This is a genomic window from Cytobacillus sp. OWB-43 (genome assembly GCF_034651445.1).
Taxonomy (GTDB): Bacteria; Bacillota; Bacilli; order Bacillales; family Cytobacillaceae; genus Cytobacillus; species Cytobacillus kochii.
In genome coordinates this window covers 45,615-60,183 of record NZ_JAYEFF010000010.1, presented here as the reverse complement: position 1 = coordinate 60,183, position 14,569 = coordinate 45,615, and the positions used below count along the sequence as shown (strand labels likewise).

Here is a 14,569-nt window from a genome sequence, read left to right as displayed (position 1 = left end):
TTTCTTTATGCTTTTTTTTACATCAATCATGAAGAGGAGTGTACATTAAAGTATCTTGCTTCGGGGTGTGAAAACACCATAGCTGTAACAGAGGCTTCAGGTTCCATCATATAACCTTCTGTTAATTCGATCTCAATATCTTCTGGTTGTATAAGACGGAATAACTTCGCTTGATCTTCTAAATTTGGACAGGCTGGATAACCGAATGAAAATCGTTGTCCTTGATATTTAGCCGCAAAACGCTCCTCCATCGTCATTGTTGGGTGATCTGGAAAACCCCATTTATCCCTAATCTGTCTGTGAATATACTCAGCCAGCCCTTCAGCTGTTTCTAACGCAATTGCTTGCAATGCGTGACTTTCTAGAAATCTGCCTTCCTCTTTTAATTGTGTAGCTGCTTGTCGTATTCCCTTTCCTGCTGTTACAGCAAAAAAACATACATAGTCTGTTTGCTTTTCTCTTAGATAATCAGCAAGACAAAGATTTTTTCCTTTTTCTTGTCTAGGGAATACAAACTTTTCAATAGGAAGATCGTCTTTATTCATTATAATGATATTATTTCCATTGGCATTTGCTTTAAAAAATTGGTAAGTAGCTTTTGGTTGTATCCAGTTATTTTTAATTATTTCATGGATCAGTGAGTCTAACAGGATATTCACCTTTTCTAGTTTTTCATTAGTGAGCTCCCTTTTTTGATTTTTAACCCCAAGATGATATAGCAGCATTTTACGGTTAATATATGGTTCTATATGGTGGAAAGAGATATTTGTAATTAAATGTCTCTTTAAGTCTTGCGGTTGAAAAATAGGAGCTTCTTGAACGGTTTTCACTCCAACGGCTGGTTCGGAATATTTTTTTATCAATTGGGCTTCTTCTTTGGTAGTTTGTGCTGTTCTCGAGATTTGTGCTTGAAATAATTCACTATAGCGACTTGGTTCTCGGATTTCATTTGCTAAACTCAGACCGGTCATTGCATCTTTTGCATATAAGACGAGTCCTTTGTAGTTAGGGGCGATTTTATTATTCGTAAATTTTCGAGATAAGGCAGCTCCCCCCACCATAATGGGGGTTTGTATATGGGCATCCTGTAAGTCCTTTGCTGTTAATGCCATTTGTTGTGCTGACTTTACGAGTAAGCCAGAAAGTCCAATGATGTCGGGTTTTTCCTCTCTAATGGCTGCGATAAGTTCAGCAGAAGAGACTTTAATTCCAAGATCAATGGTTTCAAATCCATTGTTAGAGAGAATAATATCGACAAGATTCTTACCGATATCATGGACATCACCTTTGACGGTTGCGAGTAAAACTTTCCCCTTACTTGTAGATGTTTGTTTATCATTCTCCATATAAGGTTCTAAAAACGCGACTGATGCTTTCATCACTTCTGCACTTTGTAAGACTTCTGCAACAATTAATTGATTATCATTAAATAATCTACCTACTTCTGCCATACCATTCATTAATGGTCCGTTGATAATATCTAATGGATTTGGGTATTTCGCTAATGCTCTTTCTAAATCTGGGAGAAGGCCTTCTTTTGTTCCTTCTATTATATAGCTTGATAAACGTTCTTCTAATGATAGTAAATGGGTTTCTATCCTTTTTTCCTTCTTCTTATCACGATAAAAGTCAGTAAAATCAGCTAAAATGCTATCGCTGGTTTGAAAAAGAAGCTTTTCTGCTAATTCTACTTCATTTTTAGGGATGCTTGGGAAACGCTCTAGCTTTTCTGTATTGACGATTGCATAGTCTAGCCCGGCTTTCGTGCAATGAAAGAGGAAGACGGAATTTAAAATTTCTCTCCCCACACTCGGAAGACCAAAGGACACATTACTAATGCCTAAAATCGTTTTCGCCTCCGGTAGAGCTTCTTTAATAAGTTTAATACCAAGTACAGTTTCTTTAGCAGAACCAATATATTGTTCATCTCCAGTGCCGACAGGAAATACGAGGGGGTCGAAGATAATATCCTCTGGAGGTACTTGATACTGCTCAACGAGGATATGATAGGCCCGTTTAGCTATGACTAGCTTGTTTTCAGCTGTGATGGCCATGCCTTCCTCATCAATGGTACCGACAACAATGGCTGCTCCGTACTGATGGATAAGCTTTGCAGCAAAGGTGAATCGGTCCTCACCATCTTCTAAGTTAATCGAATTGATTATAGCTTTACCTTGAGAGTAGGTAAGAGCTTTGGCGATTACTTCATCATCAGTTGAATCAATGACTAGGGGAACTTTGATTTTTTTCGTTACTTCAGCTAAAAAATGGTCCATATCTTCTATCTCATTACGATCAGGGTCAGCAAGGCATATATCAATGACGCTTGCTCCTTTTTTAACTTGGGCTCTAGCAATTTCCGATGCTTCCTCATACTTTCCTTCATTAATCAACCGTTTGAATTTTTTTGAGCCAATGACATTTGTCCGCTCACCAACCATAATCGGTCTAATAGATTCATCATAGGTAAGGGGTTCAATACCTGATAGTTTATGCTGTCTCTTTTTAGTAATGGGACGGGGTGGTACATGGGCTAATGCTTGACTGATTGCTGTGATGTGCGCTGGTGTGGTACCGCAACAACCACCAACGATATTCACCCAGCCCTGTGTGGCAAAATCCAAAAGCTTTGTAGATAGAGATTCTGCTGTTTCGTGATAACAACCGTCTTCATCTGGTAAGCCTGCATTAGGATAACAGCTAACCCCAGTTGAAGAGAGTTGTGCTAGAGAGCGAATATGCTCTTGCATAAATTCCGGTCCAGTTGCGCAGTTGAGTCCAACAGCTATTGGTTTCATGTGCTCTATTGAAATGTAAAACGCTTCGATGTTTTGCCCTGCCAAAGTGGTGCCCATCGGTTCTATTGTCCCTGATACCATTATAGGGAGTTCTTTCTTTGTGTGATGAAAGGCTTCTTTAATCCCTAGGAAAGCAGCTTTTACATTAAGGAGATCTTGGCTTGTTTCTATTAATAATAAATCTACACCACCGTCAATGAGTCCTATGGCTTGTGTACGATAATCCATGACTAATTGTTTAAAAGTTGTTCCACCGGTAACGCTTAATGTCTTAGTAGTTGGTCCCATAGATCCTGCTACATATCGCGGATGATTAGGCTTGTCGTATTTATGCGCTGCTTTTATAGCGATTTCAGCCGCTCTGCGGTTTAATAATTCACTTAAATGCCCAATATTATATTCTTCTAAAACGATACGCGTCGCTCCGAATGTATTTGTTTCAATTATATCTGCCCCTGCCGAAAGATAAGCTTCATGAATTGATTGAATCAATTCAGGTCGCGTAAGTGTGAGGTGTTCATTACAACCTTCTAAATCCTCACCACCAAAGTCATCTGCAGTTAGGTGGGCTTCTTGTAGCATGGTACCCATTGCTCCATCCATGATTAAAATCTTTTCCGTCATTTGTTTAGTGATGGCTACTTTTGACATAATGATGCTCCTTCATCTGTTGATCTTTTCTTCTAATATGATTGGTCAGCTCGGTTGTAAGTTGATATCTAAGGAAGGGGGTAACAAGGTAGATGCCTTGAAAGAGTTCTAAGGCTGCATCGATCAACTCTTTTGTAATTAATAAGCCTTCTTTCTCAGCTAGAACAGGGTTAACCGCTTTAGCCATTCTGTCGCGGGTCGTTTGAGTAATCTTGATACCAGGCACTTCGTTATGAAGATACTCTGCATTTTTGCTGCTAATCAGTGGCATCATTCCGATGAAAATAGGTGCGGACAGATGCTTTGTTGCCTCATGAATCTCTAATAGTTGTGTTACTGAAAACACTGGCTGTGACACGAAATAATCAGCGCCTGCTTTTATCTTCCTTTCAAGTCGGGCAACAGCTTTGTCTAAGGATTTGACATGAGGATTAAATGCTGCCCCGACAGAAAAGACGGCATTTTCACCAAGTTCAGAACCTGAAGGGGAAATTCCTTCATTAAATTGTTTAATCATTTCTATTAATTCAAAGGAAGATAAATCAAACACAGATGAAGCGCCTGGGAAATTACCAACTCTTGCCGGATCCCCTGTAATGGCTAAAATATCATGCAACCCCAATGTATGAAGACCCATGAGATGTGATTGTAAGCCGATTAAGTTTCGATCTCTACAGGAGAGGTGGACAAGTGGTCGAACGTTTGTATCCTTTTGGATGATATGTGCTAGGGCTTCATTTGCGATTCGTGGTGTCGCAAGAGAGTTATCTGCGAGTGTGATTGCATCAACCCCAGCATCTTTTAAGGCTCTGGCACCTTCAAAAAATTTAGCAGTTGATAGCTTCTTAGGTGGGTCTAGTTCGACGATGATGGTGCGTTTTTCTTGTACAAGTGTCTCTAACGGGGTATTGGTGCGTTCGATTGTAATTCTCTCTATTTTAGGTTTCCTTTTATTTGTTACTTGTTTTTCAATAATCGGTACAGCATGCCTAACTTCGTCTGCAAATGCTTTAATATGGCCAGGTGTCGTTCCGCAGCAACCACCAAGCAGTCGAACACCTTGCTTAAGGAAGGACTTCGCTGATTTTCTAAAATAGTCTTCACTCTCCTTATATTGAATCGTACCATCGATATAGGCCGGTAGACTCGCGTTAGGATATGCAGAGAGAAACGCGTGCTGAGGTAATTCAACGGAGGAGAGTGTCTCTAACATATGATGTGGACCTAAACGGCAGTTTACCCCGACAACATCTGCCCCTTTAGCTTCTAACCTTTTTAAGGCGTCATTAATTAACGTCCCATTTTGTAATATAGCGATTTCTTGTAAAGACACTTGGGCAATTATAGGTATATCCGTTTCTTTCCGGGCAATAGAGAGAACCGTTTCTAATTCTTCTAAATCATAATATGTTTCAAGAAGGAGCCCATCTACGCCTTCTAACAATAAGCAGTATAGCTGTTCACGAAAGTTACGTTTAATTTCATCTAGAGGAATAGAGAGGGGGTTTAATCCTCGTACACCTCCAATTGTGCCAAGCACATATGCCTGGTGCTGTTGAATACTAGATCGTGCCAGTTTTACAGCCGCACTATTAATCTCTTTGACTGAATCCTCTAGGCCATACCGTTTCAATTTTAAATAATTCGCAGCGTAGGAATTTGTTTGAATTAAATCAGCACCTGCATGGAGATAGGCTTGATGAATGTGCTGAATTTGTTCCGGTGCTGAGAGGTTTAACTCTTCAAAACATGTATCCGTACCATAAGAATAAAGAAGTGTTCCTATCGCACCGTCAGCAATTAATACTTGGTTCTTTATTTTTTCAAGGAAGTTCAAAGGTCTCACTCCTTCAATTCATATTTTGTTGAATTCAATGGATGAGAAGCCAAAGAGAAAATAAAAAAGGCCCTCAAGAAGAAGGCCTATTATTATCATAGTCATCTTCTCATCTTTCAAGCGTATAGCTTGTAGGAATTAGCACCTTTTCAATAATGTTCACTATTGATGGTTGCTGAGGTGTCATCGGGCCTATCCCTCAACCTCTCATGATAAGAAATAAAAAATATTTTATTGACTAAAATTTACATGAATGAGTCTATGTTTGTCAAATAAAAATTTAGAAAATTTAAAAATAAGTAATTAAATAAGCGTTTTTTTAGAAAATGATGTAAAGAGGAAGATATACTTGAAAACACTATTAACAGCAGTTATAATGTTAAAAGTGTGCAGAACAGAGAGAAACGCAATCAATAGTTGCATTTGTTATGTCTTTTCTGTATAATAGACAATGTTGGTCTTTGACTGCGATGAAGTGAAAGGTTGCTGACACACCCGGCCGCTTTGCCATGGCGAGTGTGTGGGAAATTTTCACGGAGAATGTCTATATGAAAATAGGCGAAAAGGAGGGAAAATAATGGCAAAACAAAAAATTCGTATTCGTTTAAAAGCTTATGATCACAGAATTCTTGATCAATCTGCTGAAAAAATCGTTGAAACTGCAAAACGCTCTGGTGCGGCTGTATCTGGTCCGATCCCATTGCCAACTGAAAAGTCAGTTTACACAATTCTTCGTGCGGTGCATAAATATAAAGATTCTCGTGAGCAATTCGAAATGCGTACACACAAACGTTTAATCGACATCATTAATCCAACACCACAAACAGTCGATTCATTAATGCGTTTAGACTTACCATCTGGTGTTGATATCGAAATTAAACTTTAATTAATACATTAAAACAATCTAGGAGGTGTGACTGAAATGACCAAAGGAATCTTAGGAAGAAAGATTGGTATGACTCAAGTATTTGCTGAAAACGGTGATCTTATCCCGGTAACAGTGGTTGAAGCTACTCCAAACGTTGTTCTTCAAAAGAAATCAGTTGATACTGATGGATACGAAGCAATCCAAATCGGTTTTGAAGATAAACGTGAAAAGCTTTCAAACAAACCGGAAAAAGGACACGCTGCTAAAGCTGATACTACTCCTAAGCGCTTCGTTCGCGAATTACGCGGAGCTGACTTAGCTGAGTATGAAGTTGGTCAGGAAGTCAAAGTTGATATTTTCGCTGAAGGTGAAAAAATTGATGTAACAGGAATTTCAAAAGGTAAAGGTTTCCAAGGTGCAATTAAACGCCACGGACAATCTCGCGGACCAATGGCACACGGTTCACGTTACCACCGTCGCCCAGGTTCAATGGGTCCTGTTGCTCCAAACCGCGTATTTAAAGGTAAATTATTACCTGGTCGCATGGGCGGAGAACAAATCACAGTACAAAACCTTGAAATCGTAAAAGTAGATGCAGAACGCAATCTTCTATTAGTAAAAGGTAATGTACCTGGCTCTAAAAAAGCGCTTCTAAAACTAGTAAGTGCGGTTAAAGCAAAGTAATAACCCGGAAAGGAGGAAGTAAGAATGCCTAAAGTTGCATTATTAAACCAAAGTGGTTCACAAGTTGGCGATATTGAGCTGAACGACTCAATCTTTGGTATCGAGCCAAACAACCACGTGATGTTTGAAGCTGTTATTATGCAAAGAGCTTCTCTACGTCAAGGAACTCATAAAACTAAAATTCGTTCTGAAGTAGCTGGCGGAGGACGTAAACCATGGCGTCAAAAAGGCACAGGTCGTGCTCGTCAAGGTTCAATTCGTTCACCACAATGGCGCGGAGGCGGTACTGTATTTGGTCCTGTACCACGCAGCTATAGCTATAAATTACCTAAAAAAGTTCGTCGCTTAGCTATCAAATCAGCGTTATCTACTAAAGTTGCGGAAGAGAACATTCTAGTATTAGAAACACTATCTTTCGAAGCTCCAAAAACAAAAGACTTTAAAGGTCTACTTAAAGGTCTTTCTGTAGATTCTAAAGCATTAATCGTAACTGCAGACATCGATGAAAACGTAGCATTATCTGCTCGTAACATCCCTGGAGTAACAGTTGTTACTGCTAACGGAATCAGTGTATTAGACGTTTTAAATCATGATAAATTGATCATGACTAAGCAAGCGGTCGAAAAAGTAGAGGAGGTGCTTGCATAATGGATGCACGCGATATCATTAAGCGCCCCGTTATCACTGAACGTTCTACTGACATCATGGCTGACAAAAAATATACTTTTGAAGTTGATGTAAGAGCTAATAAAACTCAAGTTAAAGATGCTGTTCAAGAAATCTTTGATGTAAAAGTTGAAAAAGTGAACATCATGAACTACAAAGGTAAATTCAAGCGCATGGGTAAATTCGGTGGTTATACAAACAAACGCCGTAAAGCGATTGTTAAACTAACTGCTGACAGCAAAGAAATCGAAATCTTTGAAGCTTAATTTCTAACAAGAAGAGGAGGGAAATGAAATGGCGATTAAAAAATACAAACCTACCTCTAATGGTCGTCGCGGCATGACGGTATCTGATTTCGCAGAAATCACTACAGACAAACCAGAAAAATCTTTGCTTGCTCCAGTAAAGCGCAAAGGTGGCCGTAACAACCAAGGTAAGTTGACAGTTCGTCATCAAGGCGGCGGTCATAAACGTCAATATCGTATCATCGACTTTAAACGTGACAAAGATGGAATACCAGGTCGCGTTGCTACAGTCGAGTATGATCCAAACCGCTCAGCTAACATTGCACTAATTAATTATGTAGATGGAGAAAAGCGTTACATCCTAGCTCCTAAGACTCTTAAAGTAGGCGCAGAAGTAATGTCTGGTCCTGAAGCAGATATCAAAGTAGGTAATGCATTACCACTTACAAACATTCCTGTGGGTACTGTAATCCACAACATCGAACTTAAACCTGGTAAAGGTGGACAGTTGGTACGTTCTGCTGGAACAAGTGCACAAGTACTTGGTAAAGAAGGTAAATACGTATTAGTACGTTTAAACTCTGGTGAAGTTCGTATGATTCTTGCTACTTGCCGCGCTACTGTAGGTCAAGTTGGTAACGAACAACACGAATTGATTAACATCGGTAAAGCCGGTCGTTCTCGTTGGTTAGGTAAACGCCCAACTGTACGTGGATCTGTTATGAACCCTAACGATCACCCACACGGTGGTGGTGAAGGTAAAGCTCCTATCGGTCGTAAATCACCTATGTCTCCTTGGGGTAAACCAACTCTTGGATACAAAACACGTAAGAAAAACAATCAATCTGATAAATTTATCGTACGTCGTCGTAAAAAATAACGGGATTGAACTACGGTTCCAAAGACGGGCCGTAGAACAATCACGAAGGGAGGTTCAATCATGGGTCGCAGCTTAAAAAAAGGACCTTTTGTTGACGAACATTTAATGACAAAGATCGAAAAGTTAAATGAAACTGATGGCAAGCAAGTAGTGAAGACTTGGTCTCGCCGTTCTACGATCTTCCCACAATTCATCGGACACACTATCGCAGTGTATGATGGTCGCAAACATGTGCCTGTTTATGTTACTGAAGATATGGTAGGCCACAAGCTTGGAGAATTTGCTCCAACACGTGCATACAAAGGCCATGGTAATGATGATAAGAAAACAAGACGTTAATGAGAGGAGGGCATTATAATGCAAGCTAAAGCTGTTGCAAGAACAGTTCGTATTGCTCCTCGTAAAGCTCGTTTAGTCGTAGATTTAATTCGAGGTAAGCAAGTAGGTGAAGCGGTAGCGATTTTAAATTTAACTCCAAAAGCTGCTTCTCCAATCGTAGAAAAAGTATTAAAATCTGCACTAGCTAACGCAGAGCACAACTACGAAATGGATGTTAATAATTTAGTAGTTGAGCAAGCATTTGTTGACGAAGGACCAACTTTAAAACGTTTCCGTCCACGCGCACAAGGTCGTGCTAGCGCAATCAACAAACGCACAAGTCACATCACAATCGTTGTATCAGAAAAGAAGGAGGGATAATCTGTGGGTCAAAAAGTAAATCCAGTCGGTTTGCGTATCGGTGTCATCCGTGATTGGGAGTCAAAATGGTACGCAGGTAAAGACTACGCTGATCTTTTACACGAAGACCTGAAAGTTCGTGAGTACATCACAAAACGCTTAAGCGATGCATCTGTTTCTAAAGTAGAAATCGAACGTGCAGCTAATCGCTTAAATATCACAGTCCATACTGCAAAACCAGGAATGGTTATCGGTAAAGGTGGTACTGAGGTAGAGGCGTTGCGTAAAGCACTTAACGCACTTACTGGCAAACGTGTTCACATCAATATTCTTGAAATCAAAAAAGCTGACATCGACGCGAAATTAGTAGCGGAAAACATTGCTCGTCAATTGGAAAACCGTGTATCATTCCGTCGTGCTCAAAAACAAACTATTCAACGTGCTATGCGCGCAGGAGCTAAAGGTATCAAAACAATGGTATCTGGACGTCTTGGCGGTGCTGATATCGCTCGTTCTGAATCTTATAGCGAAGGAACTGTACCACTTCATACTCTTCGTGCTGACATTGATTATGCTACAGCAGAAGCAGATACGACTTACGGTAAGTTAGGCGTAAAAGTATGGATCTATCGTGGAGAGGTGCTTCCTACAAAGAAGAATAATGGGGAAGGAGGCAAATAATATGCTATTGCCAAAACGCGTAAAATATCGTCGTGTACACCGTGGAAAAATGCGCGGTCAAGCAAAAGGTGGTACTGAAGTAACATTCGGTGAATATGGTCTACAAGCTCAAGATGCTTCTTGGATCACTAACCGTCAAATCGAATCTGCCCGTATTGCAATGACTCGTTACATGAAACGTGGCGGTAAAGTTTGGATTAAAATATTCCCGCATAAGCCATACACTGCTAAGCCTCTTGAAGTCCGAATGGGTTCTGGTAAGGGTGCTCCTGAAGGATGGGTTGCAGTTGTTAAGCCTGGTAAAGTAATGTTCGAAATTGCAGGTGTATCTGAAGAGATCGCTCGTGAAGCTCTACGTCTTGCAGCACACAAACTTCCAGTTAAATGTAAGTTTGTAAAACGAGAAGAAATTGGTGGTGAATCAAATGAAAGCTAATGAAATTCGTGACCTTACCACTGCCGAAATAGAACAAAAAGTTAAATCATTAAAAGAAGAGCTTTTTAATCTACGCTTTCAATTGGCGACTGGACAACTGGAAAACACAGCTCGCATCCGTGAAGTGCGTAAAGCAATTGCTCGTATGAAAACTGTTATCCGTGAAAGAGAAATTGGTTTTAGCAAGTGATATTGAGAGGAGGTTCGCACAATGAGTGAACGTAACCAACGCAAAGTATACTCTGGACGCGTTGTTTCAGACAAAATGGATAAAACTGTTACTGTTTTAGTCGAAACATACAAAAAGCATCCATTATACGGCAAACGCGTAAAGTACTCTAAAAAGTTTAAAGCTCATGATGAGCAAAATGAAGCAAAAATCGGCGATATCGTTCGTATCATGGAAACTCGCCCATTATCTGCGACTAAACGCTTCCGTCTAGTTGAAGTTGTTGAGAAAGCAGTTATTATCTAATTGTTCGGAAATATGTTTGATCCCGAAGGGAGGTTACACAGATGATTCAACAAGAATCACGTTTAAAAGTTGCTGATAACTCTGGTGCTCGTGAAGTACTTACAATTAAAGTTTTAGGTGGATCAGGCCGTAAAACTGCCAACATCGGTGATGTAATTGTTTGCACAGTGAAACAAGCAACACCAGGTGGCGTTGTTAAAAAAGGTGATGTTGTTAAAGCTGTTGTCGTTCGTACAAAGAGCGGCGTTCGTCGTAAAGATGGCACATACATCCGTTTTGATGAAAACGCATGTGTAATTATTCGTGACGATAAAGGTCCTCGTGGTACACGTATCTTTGGACCAGTTGCTCGTGAACTACGCGAGAACAACTTCATGAAAATCGTATCATTAGCTCCAGAAGTACTATAAAAATTAAACAAAATGCCTTTAAGGAGGTGCACACAGATGCATGTAAAAAAAGGTGATAAAGTAATGGTCATCTCTGGTAAGGATAAAGGCAAATCAGGCGTTATTCTTGCTGCTTACCCAAAACAAGAACGCGTTCTTGTAGAAGGTGTTAATATCGTAAAGAAACACGCTAAACCATCTAACTTGAATCCTCAAGGTGGAATCCTTAGCCAAGAAGCACCTATTCATGTATCAAACGTTATGCCGGTTGACCCTAAATCTGGTGAACCAACTCGCGTAGGCTATCAAACGGTTGATGGGAAAAAAGTGCGTGTAGCAAAAAAATCAGGTGAATCTTTAGATAAATAGATCAATGAAGAAGGGAGGTACAATCGATGAACCGCCTAAAAGAAAAACATGTAAAAGAAATTACTCCTGCTCTTGTGAGCAAGTTTAACTATAAATCAGTAATGCAAGTACCAAAACTTGAAAAAATCGTTATCAACATGGGTGTGGGTGATGCTGTGCAAAACTCTAAAGCATTAGATAATGCTGTTGAGGAATTAACACAAATCGCAGGTCAAAAACCTGTTATCACTCGCGCGAAAAAATCAATCGCTGGCTTCCGTTTACGTGAAGGTATGCCAATCGGAGCGAAAGTTACTTTACGTGGAGAACGCATGTACGAATTCTTCGATAAATTAGTATCTGTTTCTCTTCCACGTGTACGTGACTTCCGTGGTATTTCTAAAAAGTCTTTCGACGGACGCGGAAACTACACACTTGGTATTAAAGAGCAATTGATCTTCCCTGAGATCGATTACGATAAAGTAAGCAAAGTTCGTGGTATGGATATCGTTATCGTAACAACTGCCAATACTGATGAAGAAGCTCGTGAACTTTTAACACAATTTGGAATGCCATTCCAAAAGTAATCGTTAATTAGAGGGAGGCGAAAACGTGGCTAAAAAGTCAATGATTGCGAAACAAAAACGCACGCCTAAATACAAGGTACAAGAATATACACGTTGCGAACGTTGTGGACGTCCACATTCTGTATACCGTAAATTTAAGCTTTGCCGTATTTGTTTCCGTGAATTAGCATATAAAGGACAAATTCCTGGCGTTAAAAAAGCTAGCTGGTAAACCCAAAGTTAGGGAAGGAGGTAAAAACAATGGTCATGACAGATCCAATTGCAGATTTGCTAACTCGCATCCGTAATGCGAACATGGTTCGTCACGAAAAATTAGAAGTTCCTGCTTCTAATATTAAAAAAGAAGTTGCTGAAATCCTTAAGCGTGAAGGCTTCGTACGTGATGTAGAGTTTATCGAAGATAACAAGCAAGGCATTATCCGCATTTTCTTAAAATACGGTGCAAAAAATGAACGTGTAATCACAGGCTTAAAACGTATCAGTAAACCTGGTCTTCGTGTTTATGCTAAAGCTGATGAGGTACCACGCGTTCTTAACGGTCTTGGTATCGCACTCGTTTCTACTTCTCAAGGCGTTCTTACAGACAAAGAAGCTCGCGCGAAACAAGTAGGCGGAGAAGTACTAGCGTACGTTTGGTAATATAGTTTCAGAAAGAATGGAGGTGCAATAAATGTCCCGTATAGGTAAAAAACCAATTGAAATCCCTAGTGGAGTAACAGTAACGCTTGATGAAAATCATCACGTTATCGTAAAGGGTCCTAAAGGTGAGCTTTCTCACACTTTTAATAAAGATATCGCAATTAACATCGAAGAGAACGTAATCAACATCGTGCGTCCTTCTGATCAAAAAGAGCACCGTGCGCTTCATGGTACAACTCGTGCATTGATCGCTAACATGGTTGAAGGTGTATCTAAAGGCTTCGAAAAAGGCTTAGAACTTATCGGTGTCGGTTACCGTGCCCAAAAACAAGGTAAAAAGCTTGTATTGAACGTTGGATACTCTCACCCAGTTGAAATCGAACCTGAAGAAGGTATCGAAATCGAAGTACCAGCTAATACGAAAGTAGTAGTAAAAGGTGCAAGTAAAGAACGTGTAGGCGCTTTAGCGGCTAACATTCGTGACGTTCGTCCTCCAGAACCTTACAAAGGAAAAGGTATTAGGTATGAAGGAGAATATGTTCGTCGTAAAGAAGGTAAAACAGGTAAGTAATGCTGCATAGCTAAACGAAAGGAGTGACCGAAATGATTACGAAGGCTGATAAAAATGCAGTGCGTAAGAAAAGACACGCTCGCGTAAGATCTAAACTTTCTGGCACTGCGGCTCGTCCTCGTCTAAATGTGTATCGCTCAAATAAACACATTTATGCACAATTAATTGACGATGTGAACGGAGTAACTCTTGCTAGCGCGTCTACACAAGACAAAGAAGCTAGTATTGAAGCTACAGGCAACGTTGATGCGGCTGTTAAAGTCGGCGAATTAATCGCTAAACGTGCGGAAGCAAAAGGATTGAAATCAATCGTATTTGACCGTGGAGGATACTTATATCATGGTCGTGTTAAAGCGTTAGCAGATGCTGCTCGCGAAAACGGGTTAGAATTTTAATAGACAAAGGAGGGACATATAGAATGCGTCGTATTGATCCAAACAAACTTGAACTTGAAGAGCGCGTAGTTACGGTAAACCGTGTAGCTAAGGTTGTTAAAGGTGGACGTCGTTTCAGATTCTCTGCTCTTGTAGTAGTTGGAGATAAAAACGGTAACGTTGGCTTTGGTACAGGTAAAGCTCAAGAGGTACCAGAAGCTATTCGCAAAGCAATTGAAGATGCGAAGAAAAACTTAATTGAAGTTCCTATGGTTGGAACAACAATTCCTCACGAAGTAATCGGTCACTTCGGAGCTGGCGAAATTCTTCTAAAACCTGCATATGAAGGTACAGGAGTTATCGCTGGTGGACCAGTTCGTGCGGTACTAGAGTTAGCGGGTGTAGGCGATATCCTTTCTAAATCATTGGGTACAAACACACCAATTAACATGGTTCGCGCAACACTAGATGGTTTACAACAATTAAAACGTGCTGAAGACGTAGCTAAGTTACGTGGTTTATCAGTAGAAGAACTGTTAGGATAAGGAGGGAAATCAAATGGCGAATAAACTAGAAGTTACCCTCACTCGCAGTGTGATTGGTCGCCCTGAGGACCAACGCCAAACAGTCACAGCTCTTGGATTACGCAAAATGCACCAAACAGTTGAGCACCAAGACAATCCTGCCATCCGTGGTATGATTAATAAAGTTGCTCATCTTGTAACGGTAACTGAAAAATAATTTTCGATCTTCTACAAAATA

At 40.1% G+C, this 14,569-nt stretch carries 22 protein-coding genes and 1 riboswitch; of the genes, 20 read left to right on the top strand and 2 right to left on the bottom strand.

Annotated features, from left to right (window positions below; genetic code table 11):
- Positions 1 to 26: 26 nt before the first annotated feature.
- Positions 27 to 3,449 (bottom strand): methionine synthase, encoded by a 3,423-nt coding sequence (gene metH, locus U9M49_RS21800; RefSeq protein ID WP_322910602.1) that lies wholly within the window; start codon positions 3,447 to 3,449, stop codon positions 27 to 29.
- The gene (locus U9M49_RS21795) at positions 3,427 to 5,286 is read right to left on the bottom strand and encodes a bifunctional homocysteine S-methyltransferase/methylenetetrahydrofolate reductase (protein WP_322910601.1); all 1,860 of its coding nucleotides are present in this window, start codon (positions 5,284 to 5,286) and stop codon (positions 3,427 to 3,429) included. Before U9M49_RS21795 ends, metH begins: the two co-directional genes overlap by 23 nt.
- Before the next feature lie 106 nt (positions 5,287 to 5,392).
- A riboswitch (SAM riboswitch) is annotated at positions 5,393 to 5,505 on the bottom strand.
- 358 nt (positions 5,506 to 5,863) lie between these two features.
- Here U9M49_RS21795 and rpsJ point away from each other — a divergent pair.
- The 20 genes from rpsJ to rpmD are packed head-to-tail and all read left to right on the top strand — an operon-like array spanning position 5,864 to position 14,548.
- Positions 5,864 to 6,172 (top strand): 30S ribosomal protein S10, encoded by a 309-nt coding sequence (gene rpsJ, locus U9M49_RS21790; protein ID WP_003348621.1) that lies wholly within the window; start codon positions 5,864 to 5,866, stop codon positions 6,170 to 6,172.
- Between the two features lie 36 nt (positions 6,173 to 6,208).
- Positions 6,209 to 6,838, top strand: a complete 630-nt coding sequence (rplC, locus tag U9M49_RS21785) for a 50S ribosomal protein L3 (RefSeq protein WP_095371223.1) — start codon at positions 6,209 to 6,211, stop codon at positions 6,836 to 6,838.
- Between the two features lie 24 nt (positions 6,839 to 6,862).
- Complete coding sequence (gene rplD / locus U9M49_RS21780; protein ID WP_095371222.1) at positions 6,863 to 7,486, top strand: 50S ribosomal protein L4; 624 nt, start codon at positions 6,863 to 6,865, stop codon at positions 7,484 to 7,486.
- Positions 7,486 to 7,770, top strand: a complete 285-nt coding sequence (gene rplW / locus U9M49_RS21775; RefSeq protein WP_095371221.1) for a 50S ribosomal protein L23 — start codon at positions 7,486 to 7,488, stop codon at positions 7,768 to 7,770. Before rplD ends, rplW begins: the two co-directional genes overlap by 1 nt.
- A 28-nt stretch (positions 7,771 to 7,798) precedes the next feature.
- On the top strand, positions 7,799 to 8,629 hold the full coding sequence (gene rplB / locus U9M49_RS21770) for a 50S ribosomal protein L2 (RefSeq protein ID WP_095371220.1): 831 nt from the start codon (positions 7,799 to 7,801) through the stop codon (positions 8,627 to 8,629).
- A 60-nt stretch (positions 8,630 to 8,689) separates the two neighbouring features.
- On the top strand, positions 8,690 to 8,968 hold the full coding sequence (gene rpsS / locus U9M49_RS21765; RefSeq protein WP_095371219.1) for a 30S ribosomal protein S19: 279 nt from the start codon (positions 8,690 to 8,692) through the stop codon (positions 8,966 to 8,968).
- 18 nt (positions 8,969 to 8,986) lie between these two features.
- Complete coding sequence (gene rplV, locus U9M49_RS21760) at positions 8,987 to 9,328, top strand: 50S ribosomal protein L22 (RefSeq protein WP_095371218.1); 342 nt, start codon at positions 8,987 to 8,989, stop codon at positions 9,326 to 9,328.
- A gap of 3 nt (positions 9,329 to 9,331) precedes the next feature.
- Entirely contained in the window at positions 9,332 to 9,988 is a 657-nt protein-coding gene (rpsC, locus tag U9M49_RS21755; protein ID WP_095371217.1) for a 30S ribosomal protein S3, read from the top strand.
- Position 9,989: 1 nt separating this feature from the next.
- Entirely contained in the window at positions 9,990 to 10,424 is a 435-nt protein-coding gene (rplP, locus tag U9M49_RS21750) for a 50S ribosomal protein L16 (protein ID WP_095371216.1), read from the top strand.
- The gene (rpmC, locus tag U9M49_RS21745) at positions 10,414 to 10,614 is read left to right on the top strand and encodes a 50S ribosomal protein L29 (protein ID WP_009336588.1); all 201 of its coding nucleotides are present in this window, start codon (positions 10,414 to 10,416) and stop codon (positions 10,612 to 10,614) included. Before rplP ends, rpmC begins: the two co-directional genes overlap by 11 nt.
- A gap of 21 nt (positions 10,615 to 10,635) precedes the next feature.
- Positions 10,636 to 10,899: a 30S ribosomal protein S17 gene (gene rpsQ / locus U9M49_RS21740; protein ID WP_095371215.1), complete on the top strand. Its 264-nt coding sequence runs from the start codon at positions 10,636 to 10,638 to the stop codon at positions 10,897 to 10,899.
- A gap of 41 nt (positions 10,900 to 10,940) precedes the next feature.
- Entirely contained in the window at positions 10,941 to 11,309 is a 369-nt protein-coding gene (gene rplN, locus U9M49_RS21735) for a 50S ribosomal protein L14 (protein ID WP_095371214.1), read from the top strand.
- 36 nt (positions 11,310 to 11,345) lie between these two features.
- The gene (gene rplX / locus U9M49_RS21730) at positions 11,346 to 11,657 is read left to right on the top strand and encodes a 50S ribosomal protein L24 (protein ID WP_095371213.1); all 312 of its coding nucleotides are present in this window, start codon (positions 11,346 to 11,348) and stop codon (positions 11,655 to 11,657) included.
- 26 nt (positions 11,658 to 11,683) lie between these two features.
- Positions 11,684 to 12,223, top strand: a complete 540-nt coding sequence (gene rplE / locus U9M49_RS21725) for a 50S ribosomal protein L5 (RefSeq protein WP_095371212.1) — start codon at positions 11,684 to 11,686, stop codon at positions 12,221 to 12,223.
- A 25-nt stretch (positions 12,224 to 12,248) separates the two neighbouring features.
- Positions 12,249 to 12,434, top strand: a complete 186-nt coding sequence (rpsN, locus tag U9M49_RS21720; protein ID WP_009499044.1) for a 30S ribosomal protein S14 — start codon at positions 12,249 to 12,251, stop codon at positions 12,432 to 12,434.
- Between the two features lie 29 nt (positions 12,435 to 12,463).
- Positions 12,464 to 12,862 carry a 30S ribosomal protein S8 gene (gene rpsH, locus U9M49_RS21715; RefSeq protein WP_095371211.1) on the top strand — a complete coding sequence of 133 codons (399 nt, stop codon included), beginning with the start codon at positions 12,464 to 12,466 and terminating at the stop codon, positions 12,860 to 12,862.
- Between the two features lie 31 nt (positions 12,863 to 12,893).
- Positions 12,894 to 13,433, top strand: coding sequence for a 50S ribosomal protein L6 (gene rplF, locus U9M49_RS21710; protein WP_095371210.1), 540 nt, complete (start codon positions 12,894 to 12,896; stop codon positions 13,431 to 13,433).
- Positions 13,434 to 13,465: 32 nt separating this feature from the next.
- Positions 13,466 to 13,828 (top strand): 50S ribosomal protein L18, encoded by a 363-nt coding sequence (gene rplR / locus U9M49_RS21705; protein WP_095371209.1) that lies wholly within the window; start codon positions 13,466 to 13,468, stop codon positions 13,826 to 13,828.
- A gap of 23 nt (positions 13,829 to 13,851) precedes the next feature.
- Complete coding sequence (rpsE, locus tag U9M49_RS21700; protein ID WP_095371208.1) at positions 13,852 to 14,352, top strand: 30S ribosomal protein S5; 501 nt, start codon at positions 13,852 to 13,854, stop codon at positions 14,350 to 14,352.
- Between the two features lie 13 nt (positions 14,353 to 14,365).
- Positions 14,366 to 14,548 (top strand): 50S ribosomal protein L30, encoded by a 183-nt coding sequence (gene rpmD, locus U9M49_RS21695; protein ID WP_095371207.1) that lies wholly within the window; start codon positions 14,366 to 14,368, stop codon positions 14,546 to 14,548.
- Positions 14,549 to 14,569: the final 21 nt, after the last annotated feature.